The 14,384-nt window shown below is 51.8% G+C and carries 14 protein-coding genes and 1 tRNA gene; 2 read left to right on the top strand and 13 right to left on the bottom strand.

All coding sequences use genetic code 11. From position 1 onward, the window contains the following. Positions 1-120: 120 nt before the first annotated feature. The 9 genes from J2I46_RS18855 to J2I46_RS33350 all read right to left on the bottom strand — a co-directional run bounded on the left by J2I46_RS18855 (position 121) and on the right by J2I46_RS33350 (position 8,921). Positions 121-1,272: a porin family protein gene (locus J2I46_RS18855; RefSeq protein WP_229379844.1), complete on the bottom strand. Its 1,152-nt coding sequence runs from the start codon at positions 1,270-1,272 to the stop codon at positions 121-123. A gap of 88 nt (positions 1,273-1,360) precedes the next feature. After that, positions 1,361-3,010: a glucose-6-phosphate isomerase gene (gene pgi, locus J2I46_RS18850; protein ID WP_207330617.1), complete on the bottom strand. Its 1,650-nt coding sequence runs from the start codon at positions 3,008-3,010 to the stop codon at positions 1,361-1,363. A 38-nt stretch (positions 3,011-3,048) separates the two neighbouring features. Next, complete coding sequence (locus J2I46_RS18845; protein ID WP_207330616.1) at positions 3,049-3,897, bottom strand: SMP-30/gluconolactonase/LRE family protein; 849 nt, start codon at positions 3,895-3,897, stop codon at positions 3,049-3,051. A gap of 12 nt (positions 3,898-3,909) precedes the next feature. Next, positions 3,910-4,692: a glycoside hydrolase family 25 protein gene (locus tag J2I46_RS18840; protein WP_207330615.1), complete on the bottom strand. Its 783-nt coding sequence runs from the start codon at positions 4,690-4,692 to the stop codon at positions 3,910-3,912. Between the two features lie 90 nt (positions 4,693-4,782). Continuing rightward, positions 4,783-5,022 carry a hypothetical protein gene (locus J2I46_RS18835; protein WP_207330614.1) on the bottom strand — a complete coding sequence of 80 codons (240 nt, stop codon included), beginning with the start codon at positions 5,020-5,022 and terminating at the stop codon, positions 4,783-4,785. Positions 5,023-5,178: 156 nt separating this feature from the next. Next, positions 5,179-5,814 carry a peroxiredoxin gene (locus J2I46_RS18830; protein WP_207330613.1) on the bottom strand — a complete coding sequence of 212 codons (636 nt, stop codon included), beginning with the start codon at positions 5,812-5,814 and terminating at the stop codon, positions 5,179-5,181. 171 nt (positions 5,815-5,985) lie between these two features. Then, the gene (locus tag J2I46_RS18825) at positions 5,986-6,540 is read right to left on the bottom strand and encodes a DUF4890 domain-containing protein (protein WP_207330612.1); all 555 of its coding nucleotides are present in this window, start codon (positions 6,538-6,540) and stop codon (positions 5,986-5,988) included. Between the two features lie 166 nt (positions 6,541-6,706). Further along, on the bottom strand, positions 6,707-7,381 hold the full coding sequence (locus J2I46_RS18820) for a response regulator transcription factor (protein WP_510186070.1): 675 nt from the start codon (positions 7,379-7,381) through the stop codon (positions 6,707-6,709). Further along, positions 7,359-8,921, bottom strand: a complete 1,563-nt coding sequence (locus tag J2I46_RS33350; RefSeq protein ID WP_310589052.1) for a sensor histidine kinase — start codon at positions 8,919-8,921, stop codon at positions 7,359-7,361. Before J2I46_RS33350 ends, J2I46_RS18820 begins: the two co-directional genes overlap by 23 nt. Positions 8,922-9,007: 86 nt before the next feature. On the opposite strand from J2I46_RS33350, the gene J2I46_RS18810 reads away from it, so the two are divergent. Next, positions 9,008-9,499, top strand: a complete 492-nt coding sequence (locus J2I46_RS18810; RefSeq protein WP_207330611.1) for a DUF3299 domain-containing protein — start codon at positions 9,008-9,010, stop codon at positions 9,497-9,499. A 76-nt stretch (positions 9,500-9,575) separates the two neighbouring features. Further along, positions 9,576-9,649, top strand: a tRNA-Ala gene (locus tag J2I46_RS18805). 86 nt (positions 9,650-9,735) lie between these two features. On the opposite strand, the gene J2I46_RS18800 is transcribed toward J2I46_RS18805, so the two are convergent. The 4 genes from J2I46_RS18800 to hisD all read right to left on the bottom strand — a co-directional run bounded on the left by J2I46_RS18800 (position 9,736) and on the right by hisD (position 14,360). Beyond that, positions 9,736-10,341 (bottom strand): C40 family peptidase, encoded by a 606-nt coding sequence (locus tag J2I46_RS18800; RefSeq protein ID WP_207330610.1) that lies wholly within the window; start codon positions 10,339-10,341, stop codon positions 9,736-9,738. Positions 10,342-10,409: 68 nt separating this feature from the next. Continuing rightward, complete coding sequence (locus tag J2I46_RS18795; protein WP_207330609.1) at positions 10,410-12,557, bottom strand: Tex family protein; 2,148 nt, start codon at positions 12,555-12,557, stop codon at positions 10,410-10,412. Between the two features lie 101 nt (positions 12,558-12,658). Continuing rightward, the gene (locus J2I46_RS18790) at positions 12,659-12,994 is read right to left on the bottom strand and encodes a PIN domain-containing protein (protein ID WP_207330608.1); all 336 of its coding nucleotides are present in this window, start codon (positions 12,992-12,994) and stop codon (positions 12,659-12,661) included. A gap of 88 nt (positions 12,995-13,082) precedes the next feature. After that, positions 13,083-14,360, bottom strand: coding sequence for a histidinol dehydrogenase (gene hisD, locus J2I46_RS18785; protein ID WP_207330607.1), 1,278 nt, complete (start codon positions 14,358-14,360; stop codon positions 13,083-13,085). Positions 14,361-14,384: the final 24 nt, after the last annotated feature.

Here is a 14,384-nt window from a genome sequence, read left to right as displayed (position 1 = left end):
TTTGCCAGATTGTTTGTAGAATTATCTACTGAATCTATAGAAATAGAAAGGGCCACCCTTGGCAAGGTGGCCCTTTTTGCCGATACATAATGTACCTGCTGCACTAACCTAGACTGCGTTCTAGAACTTAAACCCTACGCTGGCGCTCAGGATACGGCGCGATGAGCCCTGGAAGGTGTTGATCTGTACGGCATCGCTCAATCCGTGGTGGTAGGTCAGATCGATCAGGAATGGACCGATGTCAAAACCCAGTTGACCCAGTGCGTTGAACGAACCACTTTTGATTTCTGAATTGCTCAGGTTGAACTGTCCGCTCGATGAGCTAATGCGGTTGGCATATTCAGCACCCACTTGCAACCGAATGGCCGAAATACCACGGTCTGATTCCGTTAGCTTGAAACCGATGTATACCGGAATCTGGATATACTGGATATTGATCTGGTCGCGGATGGCAGCGGCTGACTGACCATCGCCTGGACGGAAATAATTCGAGCTCGATGCAAAATATTCTGCACCAATCTGACCGTATAGACGACCGCCACCCCGTACGAAGAAACCAGCCTGATAACCAATACGGCCTGATGGATTGTCGGTGTTAATGCTTTCGCCGCGGAAACGTGTTGAGTTCAAACCGGCGTAAATACCGTAGGCGAAGTTCTTGTAATCTTTCGTCCGGGCCGGGCTTGTTGTTTCGGTTGAATAGGTGCTGTTCGTTGTTACCGACGTACCTGTTGTGTTGTAATCGCTGGTCGTTGGTGTAGTGGCCGACGTACCTGTGCCTACGCTGTTGGTGTTATAGCTACCAGTAGTTGATGGCGTCGTTGTCGACGAATTATCCATGCTATTCGTGTTATAGCTACCGTTTGTCGATGGTGTAGTGGTTGATGTACCATAACCCGACGTGCTATTGTTGTACGTACCCGGTGTGGTCGTGCTGCTGTATGAGCCCGTAGACATACCGGTGTTCATGCCACTATTGTTGTAGCTGTTGCTGCCCGTTGTTGATGAGTTGCTGTATGAACCCGTTGACGAGCCCGTTCTGCCCATACCTGAGGTTGAGCCGTTGCTGTTGTACGAACTACCCGTTGTCGAGTAGGGCCGGTCTGTGCTACTGTTTGTTCCCATCGTAGCATTCCGGCTGTTCTCGTTGTTCGTATTCGACGTGTTGTAATTCGACGTGCTGGTTGTTGTCGACGTTGACTTCGTCGTCTGACTCTGGCCTACTGCCATGCCTGCCGACAGTAAGCCGACAGCTAAAAGTACCTTGTTCATCTTCATAACGTTTTTATGTTGGACACTAAAAAAGGCGTGATCGAAACCACGCCTCTTTAACCTATAGAATTATTAGATTGTTTTCTGCCTACCGCATTTGCTTATACATGTTAATCAGGCCATTTGTAGAACTGTCGTGGCTGCTAACGGGTGTATCAGACGCCAACTCAGGTAGAATTTTGTTGGCCAGTTGCTTGCCCAGCTCTACGCCCCACTGATCAAAACTGAAGATGTTCCAGATCACGCCCTGGGTAAAAATCTTATGCTCATACATCGCAATCAGACTACCCAATGCCCTGGGTGTGATCTGCTTAAGCAAAAACGAATTGGTTGGCCGATTTCCCGAAAATGCCTTAAACGGAGCAATTTGAGCGATTTCTTCCGCCGATTTGCCTGCTTTTTTCAGCTCATCAGCCGCTTCTTCCTCCGTTTTTCCATTCATCAGGGCTTCGGTTTGCGCAAAGAAATTCGACAGCAACATCATGTGATGGCTGCCCATCGGGTGCTGGCTAACAGCCGGTGCAATGAAATCGCAGGGAATTAACTTGGTTCCCTGATGGATCAGCTGGTAGAAGGCATGCTGCCCGTTTGTGCCAGGTTCGCCCCAGATAATTGGCCCGGTTTGATAGTCAGTTGGCACACCGTCGCGGTCAACGGATTTGCCGTTACTCTCCATATCGCCTTGCTGAAAATAAGCGGCGAACCGGTGCATATATTGATCGTACGGTAAAATAGCCTGCGACTGAGCGCCGAAGAAATTGTTGTACCAGATGCCAAGCAGGGCCAGCGTAACCGGAATATTTTGCTCGAGCGGCGTATCGCGAAAATGCTCGTCCATGGCGTGACCACCCGCCAGCAGGTCGGCGAAGTTGTTGAACCCGATATAACAGGCAATGGATAACCCAATGGCCGACCAGAGCGAGTAACGACCACCCACCCAGTCCCAGAAACCAAACATGTTGGCGGCGTCGATGCCAAACTCAGTCACCGCTTTTTCGTTGGTCGAGATGGCAACAAAATGACGGGCTATGCCTTCTGTGGTGCCTCCGTTATCGAGGAACCATTGCCGGGCCGAGCCAGCGTTGGTCATTGTCTCCTGCGTGGTGAATGTCTTTGAGGCAATCATGAACAGGGTTGTTTCAGGACGTACCTGCTGCAGCGTTTCGTAGATATGAACGCCATCTACGTTCGACACAAAGTGCACCCGCAGATTTGGCCGGGCGTAGGGCTTCAGGGCTTCGGTTACCATCACCGGACCCAGGTCTGACCCGCCAATACCAATGTTTACGATGTCGGTGATCGCCTCGCCCGTGTACCCTTTCCACGTACCTGCGCCCAGTTGCTCGGAGAAGTCACGCATATGATCGAGCACGGCATTAACATCGGGCATAACATCCTCACCATTGACCAGTATTGGCGTATTCGAGCGGTTACGAAGCGCAACGTGCAACACCGCCCGGCCCTCAGTTCCGTTGATCGTATCACCAGTAAACATTTTGTTAATCGCCTCTGACAGGCCAGCCTGCTCGGCCAGCTGACGAAGCAGCGACATGGTGTCGGTAGTGACTCGGTTCTTCGAGAAATCGACCAGCATATCCTCGAAGCGGAGCGAAAACTGGTTGAAGCGGTCGGGGTTTTCGGCGAACAGATCGCGCAAATGCGTCGACTCGGTGGCGTCGAAATGAGCCTTCAGTTGGGTGTAGGCAGGTAAGTTAAGGAAGGAGTGATTGGTCAACATGGTTGTAGTCAATTAAAAAGCAATGCGAATATCGGCGATTATTCTACGTCATCAAGTATCAGTACGTGCCCAGTGAGTGGGTATTGTCGACGTTTCTCATCAGAAACGCCATCGGCGGCCGAGGTTACGTACAACGTCGTACCGGCCGAGGCAACCTTCGTGACGTTCAAGGCTGGTAACTCAATGGTACGCAGTAACTGGCCACCCGTAGTGAACTGCCGGATATGATTCCCGCCATACGTACCTACCCACAACGTACCTGACTCACCGGTTGATACACCATCGGGCGAACCTTCGTACGGCCATTCGATAAGTAGTGATTCGATGGGTGTAGTGCCTTGTAAATCAATACGATATACGCCTTTTTGGCGGCCTTCGTGCCCCTCTGATTCTGCTACATAGACAGCCTGTTTACCAGCCGAAACAGCCGGACCGTTGCTGATAATGAAATTGGTTGATAGTTCCGTGGCGTGCCCCCGCTGGTCGTAGCATAACAATCGCCCAAGCGGCCGCTCAACGTCCATATCCATCGTGGTAACGTAGAGTGATTGTCCATCGGCAGACAGGCTGCCGTCGTTGACCCGAATCGTCGCCGAGTCGGCATCAACGGTTGCCAGGCGTTCCAGTTCAACTGGTCGCTGCTCGATGAGACGGGCAGCGTGCGGTCCCGATTTTAACCCCAGCCAATACCGCTCTCCATCCGGATGCGGCAGCACAAAGCCCACTAGTTCAGGCGTTTGCCAAACATGAAGCTCGTTACCGGCAAGGTTAGAACGGTAAATGCGGCGTTCGGTGATATCGACCCACCAGACGTGGTTATGCCGTTCATCGACGTAAATTCCTTCACCCAATTGCAGATTTCCTGCGAAAAAAGAGTTGATCTGCATACTTTCTGCCAGTTAATCAATACACAATTCGGTTATCCGGTCAGGGTCCATCACAAAGGTGTTCAGGTCTACAAAGCCGCGAATCCCTTTCACCCAACCGCTCTTATTATGCTGCCAGATATATAGCTTATCCGGATCGTAGCGGTTCAAATTTGTTTTGGAATAATCGGCGATCCAAAGCGGATACACGTCGAAATTGTCTTTGATAAACCGTTTATACAGGCTGGGGTTTGTATAAATGATGGGACGGACGTTGTACGCTGCTTCCAGCGCATCAAGAAAGAGGTGAAGGTCGGCAATGATTTTATCGTCGGCCACACCATTAGTAACTTCAAAATCAAGCACCGGATGCAGATCGCCCGACTGGAGCGACACCCGTTTTATAAAGTTTGCTGCTTGTTTGAGCGGGTCGCGGGTGGGATGATAAAAATGGTAGGCTCCCCGGCGCAATCCAACGCGCTTCGCTTCTTTCCAGTTCTTGGCAAACGTGGGATCCCCCAGTGTAGCACCTTCGGTAGCTTTGATGAAAACGAACTGCATGCGTACTTCGCCCTCGTTCATTGCCGCCACCTTATCCCAGTTGATCCGGTTGTTATGCCGCGATACATCGAGGCCATGAACGGTGTATCGGGTCGGAAATTTGACGCCGTATCCATCGATAAACCGCCAGTGCATTACGTCGGCTGGCCTGGTAAGTCGCCAGATAAGTGTGCCTATTACCAGAACGCCCGCTCCCAGCCAGATCAACCGCTTGTATTGGTGATAGATGAACCGGAGCAGAACGAATGGCTTCATAGGCGGTGAGTGAATTGGAGTGCAAACATACAAAAAGCGGTTGTTCCGGATAGAACAACCGCTTTTGATCGGCAATAAAGGCCGTATTGTCTAGTTTGACCCTTCCAGTTTAACGAGCTTGTTATACAAGCCGAGAATCAGAATGGGAGCCGCCCACTGACCTACCAGCAGCGCTTCGTGCCGTTTGCCAGTGCTGAAAAAAGCCGCGGCCGTTGCCAGCGCCCCAATGCCTCCCCACAGGAAGATATCAGATGGGAGCTTGGCGGTCTGTTGTTCGATGGCCTCTGCTACCGGGCCTTCATCGTGTTGAGGATTCAAATTCTTTGGCATGACGCTGAGTTGATTGTGATACCAATCTCTAACAAGCCAATATGCCAAAGGGTTGAAAAAAAGGTAGGCAGCGGTCAACGGGTTGGCCGTAGCGGACAACGGGTTGGGTCAGGTAACGTACCTGCGCGAAGCCTGCCAACCACACCAGCTGATCCGTTACTTATTTGGCTGCGGAGTTTTGCGAAGGTATGGTTTCACAAACGTGACGCCTTTCGGGAATTTAGCGTCCAGTTGATCGTTCGGAACGGCAGGGGTAACTATTACGTCTTCACCTTCCTGCCAGTCGGCGGGGGTAGCAACCGAGTAGTTGGCCGTTAGTTGCAGCGAATCGATGACACGTAGAATCTCGAAAAAGTTACGGCCGGTTGATGCTGGGTACGTCAGGGTCAGTTTGACTTTTTTGTCGGGCCCAATAATGAACACCGAACGTACCGTTGCCTTTTCGCTGGCGTTCGGATGAATCATATCATATAGGGTAGCTACTTCGCGGTTCTCGTCGGCAATCAGCGGAAAGTTCACCGTGGTGTTGTTTACCTCGTTAATGTCTTTCACCCATTCGTGGTGCTGATCGATCGGGTCAACGCTTACGGCAATCACCTTCACGCCGCGCTTGGCAAACTCATCGCTGAGCTGAGCCGTACGGCCCAATTCGGTCGTACAAACGGGAGTGAAATCGGCGGGGTGTGAGAAGATCATACCCCATGAATTGCCCAGCCATTCGTGGAAATGAATTGGACCTTCGGTGGTATTGGCTGTGAAATCGGGGGCGATATCGCCTAAACGGAGTGACATGGCTTAGAAATTAATAGTGTTGTTATTCGATTGACTAAATAGAGTAATAATTAAACTGAAAAACCGGCATGGCGGCCGGCTTTGAAGTAGTCTGTTAACAGAAAGAATACGGGAAAGGGTTCCGAAGCTGGTTAGCCGGGTACGTTGTTGTAGCAACGGAGGAGGGCATTGCTACTGTTTAGCTGATGCCGTAGAGTCTTTTATCATGCCTTTTGGTGCCGGAGGGCGGATTCCGCCAATCTCGCGTTGCATTTCCGGTTTCAGGGTCTGGTAACGTACCCATTGCTCAGGGGTAAGTACAGTCTTGTATTTATCCTCCTTCTCCTCATTATACATAATCATGGCATCATGTATCTGGTCTTTTGCCTGAGGGTTCGATTTGCCGCCATCTGAGCCAACAATCTCCTTGATGGCCTCCTGCTGAAGTTTGGCGTAATCGTTATTCAATGATTTAATCGTCTTTGCCTGGTCTTTGTCCAGATCAAGTTTTTCTTTCATCCACTTCGTTTCCCGGGCGGCCATTTCGCCGGCAATGTTGGGCATTGATGGCTTAAAATTGGCGCCTCCGCCCATATTCCCCCCCATGCCGCCACGTCCCATTCCGCCATAACCGCCGCCGCCATATCCACCCCCGTATCCGCCGCCATATTGACCATAGCTGAGAGTGGAGAAGAGGAGAAAACCGGCTGTAAGGGTAACTGGTATGAGAGACAGGGAGATGCGCATAACTGTAATCAAAATAGATGAAGCCCTAAAGTTCGGCAATGTTCGCATTAAACGCCAACATTGCCGGGCTTCAGGGCTTCAGTTTAATCAAGAATTTACGCTAAATAAGTCTGAGCTGGCTTAAGCTCGCGGACTATCAAGATCCAGTAAGTTGTAGGTAGCTTACTTAAACGAGTTTCTCTTCAACGGCCATCCGTACCAGTTCGGCGGCGTTACGTACCTGCAAGCGGCGCATCATGTTGGCCCGGTGGTTATCAACAGTACGTACGCTCAGTTGTAGTTTCTCCGCAATCAGGCGGCTGCTTAGTCCTTCGATCAGGTGACTCAGAATCTCTTTCTCCTTCTTCGAGAGTTTTGACCGGCGCGCTTTTCCACCGCCGGCTGTGCTGGCGGGGTCTTTGCGCATTTGTTGCATGTAGCCGTTCAGGATGATGGTAGCCACTGGCGAGCTGAAATATTTTTCGCCCGTCGCCACTGTCTTGATGGCCTTAATCATTTCATCGCTCGACGAATCTTTCAGGATATAACCCGTGGCCCCAGCTTCAACAGCCCGAAGGATGTAGTCTTCGTTGTTGTGCATCGAGAGCATCAGCACCCGAACATTTTTATTCAGCCGGGTAATTTGTTGCGCTGCCTGAATACCAGACATACCCGGGAGCGAAATATCGAGCAAGACCACGTCGGGCAATGTGTTGTTGGCCTGGTGTGCTTTCAGTTTTTCCAGGGCTTCTTCACCATCGTTGGCTTCGTCGATGATGGATAATCCATCGTTTTGTTCGAGCAGTAGTCGTACACCGTCGCGCACAATGGCGTGATCGTCAACCAGCATTAGTTTGATCATAATCGTGAGATATCAATTGGGAGTGATAGGGAATACTGACTTTCAGTTTAGTGCCTTTCCCAGGCGTTGAGGTTAATTTAAAGATACCATTGAGCAGTTTTATTCGCTCATGGATATTGTGTACCCCCTGTCCATGTGGTTCTTTTACTAACCGTTGGGTTTTAAATCCCGCCCCATTATCGGTAATGGTCAAGTGTAGGTATTGGTCCTTTTCAAACAGCTGAATATCGATCTTGGACGCTTTGCCATGCCTGATTGCATTAGTAACCGCCTCCTGACTAACACGATACAGCGTGATTTCTATTGTTTTATCCAGCCGGTGTGCACTATCAGACAACCATTCGTCGGCCTGAAGCGTAATGCGTAAGGGGCTGCCTCCTTCATGTTCCGCACGGTTGTGACTTTCCACCAGCATCCGTAATCCCGGGATCAGACCAAAATCGCTAAGCACACTGGGCATCAGGTTGTTCGAGATTGACCGTGTCTCCTGAATCGTCTGCGTTATTAACGTTTTCAGGGCTGATAAGTTTGAATTGGTTACTCCTTCATTCGTCAGCCGGGCCTCCAGTCCCTCCACCTGTAATTTAATGGCAGTCAGCATTTGCCCCAGGCCATCGTGTAACTCACGCGACAGGCGCTTGCGTTCTTCTTCCTGCCCTGCCATCAAATAGGCCGTTCGCGATTTTTGCTCATTAATCTGCTGCTGAAACTGAAGTTTGGTGGCATCGAAGAGCTGCTGACGGGCCTTCTTCAGCGATTTATTGGCCGATGTCAGCTTACGGTTTACATCAGTGGTGCGTTTCTCCGCGTCGACAAGGCGGTCGATCGTTTGACGAAGCCGACGGGCTGCAGGCCGGTAAATGAAGTAGGCGATGCCAATCAGGGTACACAGAGTGAGCAGGTGCAGCCAAAGCTCCACGCGCTGTAATCGGGTCAGGTTTTGCCGAAGTTCAGCCGTGTATTGCCGAACCACCAGATCAATTTTCTCCAGGAATGGGTTTTCATTGGCCAATAGCAGCTTCAGACTGGCCTGTCCGCTCACACTTTTTATCTGTTCGGGCTCTTTTAAAGCGATCAGTTGGCGAATACTTGTCTGTAACGCCTCGAAGTGGGGTTTCACATTTTGGTAGCGCTGCTTAACTTCCGGGCTGTTTTCAATCATTCGGGTCGACCGCCGCCCGATGGAATCGCGAACGAGCCCCTGACGGCCTTCCAGATGCGACCGCTCAATGGCGCTGAACAAAGTGCCAAGTTCAGATTGAATGGCCCGGAAGGTAGTGGAGTCGCGCGTATCGGCTAACTGTAGCGCTTTTTTTGCAATTTGCTGGCTCTGATGCCGTTGTGTAGCCGTATATCTGATTAGCCACAATTCGTCCTGGAACTTATCAATTTGCCACTGTGTAATCACTTCGGCAATGGTCAGGAGTAGGGCCAGGCCAAGCAGCGTAGCTGTATACAGGCGGGTAAGCCGGATAGGCTCCTCCTGTGAATGACGGCTTGCAGGCGAAAAATCGGGATGTTCGTTGAGTATAACGGGCACTGGCTTGTGGCTGGTCGCGTTGTTACAAGTAAAACTAATAAACTTTACACATTTACCTTTCAGTTCCTCAAAAAACCTACTTAAGTATGCCACGCTTCATCGCTGCTGTTTTATTTCTGAGTATTGGGTTAGTGAGTTTTCGCCCTGTAGCCGTATCATCACTGGCACCGGCGTTGACCGCCCCGAAGGCTGCTGACCCGGTAAAACTATCCTGGGAATCGCTCCGGGATGTAACGTTCAAGAAGAAGTGGTATGCCGAAGAGTCGGTTTACATGCTTTATCCTACGTTTGGGCCCGCGATTCAGAAGATGAGTGGCAAGCCCGTTGAACTGACCGGGTACGTTCTTCCCGTCGATCTGGAATCGAATGTATATGTGTTATCTGCCTTTCCGTACTCGGCCTGCTTCTTCTGTGGTGGTGCCGGCCCGGAGTCGGTTGTTTCGCTGAAGTTCAAGAAGCCAGGTCGTAAGTTCAAGACCGACGAACGCCGCACGTTTCGGGGAACGTTGAAACTGAACGCCGATAATATTTACGAACTGAATTACATCATCGCTGATGCTGAGATGATTGAGTCGTAAGCACCGACGAAATTGATATTTTTCATCCGCGAGGCTTGACAGGATAGCGTAAAAGCTCTAGTTTTGCACTCGCAATGGGGGATTAGCTCAGCTGGCTAGAGCGCTTCCATGGCATGGAAGAGGTCATCGGTTCGACTCCGATATTCTCCACCTCAATTGAAAAGCCCTGAAAACTACTCGTTTTCAGGGCTTTTTCGTTATGGCAACGTGTAGTAGCTGCGTGCAATCGATCAGACTCAAAAGGGTCGTAATGCCTTAACAAACCGTCCTTTAAAATAATTGGAATAGAGGTTGTCTTCGCGGACGCCGCGCGATGAGGAGGCGTGGATAAACCGGATGTCGTTTTCGCTACGCACTTCGGTCACGATGGCCGCGTGAGAAACGTACCCAGCCTTACCGTGATCAGGAACGAAGAAAATCAGATCGCCGGGTTTGATTTCAGCTACCTCAACTTCATATCCCACTTCTGACTGCTGCCAGGAAATACGCGGCATCTTCAGGCCGACCGCCGAAAAAGCGGAGCAGATCAGCCCGGAACAATCGATGCCGTCGTAGGTGTTTCCCCCTGATCGATAAGGCGTTCCGGTGTAGGTACGTGCCTGACTGATCACCTCACGCGCGTAGCGGCTCACGTATGTTTTCGAATCAACAGTTTTTAACGGGCTGGTCGGTTTAGCTGTTTTCGACGAGGCTGTACGAGACGTTGTGGTCTTTTTGGTCGTGGCTGACCGGTTAGATGATGACGAGAGAAGGGGCCCTGTTGAGGCGCAGGAAGCGAACAGAAACAGGCTGGTGGTTAGCCCAACAAGTACGGCAGAAAGGCGGGGAAACGTCTGCTGCATAAGGGTAGCGGGTAGGTTTACGTAGGTGTTCGGCACACGTTGAGGGCACGAACACCTACTGCAAGCTATTAGATTTTCATGGATAACGCAATTCGTTTGCGTGTGGTATCTACCTCCAGCACCTTCACTGTTACCTGCTGATGCACCTTTACGACCTGGTTCGGATCCGTGATATACCGGTTGGCCATCTGGGATACGTGCACGAGCCCGTCCTGCTTCACGCCAATGTCGACAAAGGCACCGAAGGCGGTAATGTTGGTCACCACGCCCGGAAGCATCATGCCTTCGTGTAGGTCAGCCACTGTTTTTACACGGTCGTCGTAGGTGAATACCGTCAGCGCCTCGCGCGGATCGCGGCCGGGTTTATCCAGTTCGGCCAGAATGTCGGTGAGCGTTGGTAAGCCGACCGTTGCCGACACGTACCTGGCCGGATTGATCTGTTTGCGGAGATCCGGTTTTTTTAGCAACTCAGCCACGGTGCAGCCCACATCGGCGGCCATACGGCCAACCAGTTCATACCGCTCAGGGTGAACGGCCGAATTATCGAGCGGATTCATACCCGAATCTGCCATAGCATCAGAAATGCGCAGGAAACCGGCGGCCTGTTCAAAGGCTTTGGGGCCTAGACGGGGTACTTTTTTCAATTGCTCTCGGGTTTTGAACGCCCCTTGCTGCGCCCGGTAGGCAACTATATTCTGCGCCAGTTGCGGACCCAGCCCCGACACGTACTGCAACAGATACGCGCTGGCCGTGTTGAGCGAAACTCCGACTGAGTTTACGCAGCTCTCGACCACGTCGTCGAGGCTCCTTTTCAGGCCATTCTGATCCACATCGTGCTGATACTGGCCTACGCCAATTGATTTAGGGTCAATTTTTACCAGTTCGGCCAGCGGGTCCATCAGACGCCGGCCAATGCTGACGGCTCCGCGAACGGTGACGTCTTTATCGGGAAATTCCTGGCGGGCAACCTCTGAGGCCGAGTAGATCGAAGCACCCTGTTCGCTCACCATGACAATCGGTTTACCCAAGTCCAGACTCTGAATAAACGTTTCGGTTTCGCGGCCTGCGGTGCCGTTACCAATAGCAATTGCATCGATCTTGTGCTTCTCCATCAGACTACGAACAGTCTGGGCCGCGCGTTGTCTCTCGCTGTCGGAGGCAAACAGGTTCAGTACCGTATCGGCCAGCAGGTTTCCCTGCGCGTCGAGGCAAACGGTTTTACAACCGGTTCGGTAACCAGGGTCAATGGCCAAAACGCGTTGCTGACCCAGTGGCGGGCTGAGAAGTAGCTGACGCAGATTACCCGCAAAAATGCGAATCGCCTCCTGATCGGCTTTCTCTTTCGACAGGTTATCAAACTCGTTCTCCAGCGCGGGGCGCAACAGCCGTTTGTAGCTGTCTTTAATGGCCAGTTCCATCTGTTCCTGACTGGCTCGTGTGGCCCCGGCGTAGGTACGTCCCGCAAACTGCCGGTCCAGACGGTCAATGGCTACTTCTTCGTCGGGGGCAATGCTTACGTTCAGAATGCCCTCCGTTTCGCCACGCCGCAGGGCCAGGAGGCGGTGCGAAGGTACTTTCCGAAGCGCTTCGGCAAAATCGAAGTAGTCTTTGTACTTCGCACCTTCTTCCTGTTTGCCTTTCTTTACCGTTGACCGGATGATAGCCTCGCGTTCAAACAACATCCGAATGCGTTGGCGGGCATCGGCGTCATCGCTGATCCGTTCGGCAATGATATCGCGGGCACCCTGCAGCGCGTCGGCAATGCTGGGAACGTTGTCAGACAGGTAACGGCTGGCCGTTTGCTCCGGATTTGGATCGCGGAGACTGAAAATACGGTCGGCCAGGGGTTCAAGCCCACGCTCTATGGCCATCATGGCCCTGGTTTTGCGTTTCTGTTTGTAGGGTAAATACAGGTCTTCCAACTCGGTCATAGAGTCGGCGAGTTCCAGCTTTTTGCGAAGCTCGGGCGTCAGTTTACCCTGTTCGGTAATGCTGGTAATGATGGCCTCGCGGCGTTTGTCAAGATCGGTCAGTTTCTGGGCCAGATCGCGGATGGCAGCGATCTGCACTTCATCGAGGCCACCGGTCATTTCTTTCCGGTAGCGGGCAATGAAGGGTACGGTGGCGCCGCCAGTCAGGAGGTCAAGCGTACTGGCAACCGATTTGGCCGATAGAGTCAGCCGACTGGCAATGATGGATTCGTGAGGATGAGGCATTGGTTGAGGACTCAGCAACGAATTGCTTTAGCAGGTACGTTGCCCCAAAAATAGCGCAGAAATTGCCCTCTCTTAGTCTAGTTGGCTCGGTTTAGGCCGTTCTATCCGGCAGTTCCGTCCAGTATGCTGGCTAAGGAAATGACGGTCAGGCCATCAACCGCTGAAAAGTTGATTACATTATTTGTGATAACTGGCAAACCGTGAATCAGCGCAGTTGCAGCGATAATAGCGTCACCGAGCGATCGCTTGCGGAGACGAATCGACTGGCCAATTAGTTCAGCAGTGATTGCAAGACTTGCAATTGTGCTAAAGAATTCCTCAAAATAAGCCTTATCGTTCTCGTCTAAACGATGGAAGCCGATGACTTCAAGTTTTGTGATATCAGAGGCGTACAAGCTTTTTACGTTATCAAGCAGGGCTTTCTTATAAAACAGCAATTTTGTGCAGAAAGGCTACTAAACAACTATCCTACATGATTCAATAAGCGTGAATACCTAACACCAAGGTAACAACTTTACGCTCAAATCAATCCAGCAACGATGCCAGGCGGATACTGACGGCGCGCTTGTGGGCATCGAGCGATTCGGCTTCGGCCATCGCCTCCACAACGGGCCCCACGTTCTTTATTCCTTCGGGGGTGATGTGCTGCACGGTGATTTTCTTCACGAAACTATCCAGCGAGACGCCACTGTAAGCACGGGCAAAACCGTTGGTTGGCAAGGTGTGGTTAGTGCCCGACGCGTAATCCCCGGCGGATTCGGGCGTGTAGTTGCCCAGGAAGATAGACCCGGCATTGGTGATCTGCTCGGCTACAGCTTCGGCGTTTTCCACGCTCAGGATCAAGTGTTCAGCGGCGTACTGATTCAGCAACTCAATGGCGTCGGCATGGGTATCGACCAGGATGGCCTTGCTATTATCAATAGCTTTGGCGGCCAAATCTCTACGTGGTAATTTATTCATCTGAGTGCTCAGTACCAGATTCACCGATGATAACAGCTTCTTGCTTGTTGATACCAGCAGTACCTGACTATCGGCGCCGTGTTCGGCCTGCGAGAGTAAGTCGGCGGCTACGAAAGCGGGAACGGCGGTGTCATCGGCATAAACGGCCACTTCGCTTGGTCCGGCGGGCATATCGATAGCAGTGCCTTCCTTGGCCACCAGCATCTTGGCCGAGGTAACGTACTGATTGCCCGGGCCAAAAATCTTGTATACCTGTGGAATGCTCTCCGTACCGTAGGCCATGGCAGCAATGGCCTGTGCGCCACCAATGCGGAATACTTTCGTAACGCCTACCAGTTTGGCGGCGAAATAGATAGCCGGGTGGTTGCTTGGTGAGCAAAGCACCACCTCCCGACAACCCGCCAGTTGAGCTGGAACCCCCAACATCAGCACTGTGCTGAACAGCGGTGCCGTACCGCCAGGAATGTAAATGCCTACTTTATCGATACCTACACTCCGCCGCCAGCAGGTGACGCCGGGCATGGTCTCGACTTTCTGAACAGGCTGCTTCTGCGCTTCGTGAAATAGGCGAATGTTGCTGTAGGCCTGCCGGATGGCTGCTTTCAATTCGGTGCTCAATTGAGCTTCTGCGGCATCCAACTCATCTTGAGGAACATGCAATCCCGTCGCCGACAAATCGATGTTGTCGAACCGGTTGGCCAGCTCGATCAGCGCAGCATCGCCTCGGGTACGTACCTGCGCCAGAATTGGTGCAACAATTGACTCGATTTGCGCCGACGATTGCATGGGCCGCGCTAATAACCGGGGCCATTCAGCACGGTCGGGGAAGGGGATAATTTGCATGTCACAAGGGCGGGAATCAGGAGG

The organism is Fibrella forsythiae (assembly GCF_017353175.1).
In the GTDB taxonomy this organism is placed as follows: domain Bacteria; phylum Bacteroidota; class Bacteroidia; order Cytophagales; family Spirosomataceae; genus Fibrella; species Fibrella forsythiae.
The sequence above is the reverse complement of the archived record's forward strand: the minus strand, read 5'-3'. Positions and strand labels throughout refer to the sequence as shown.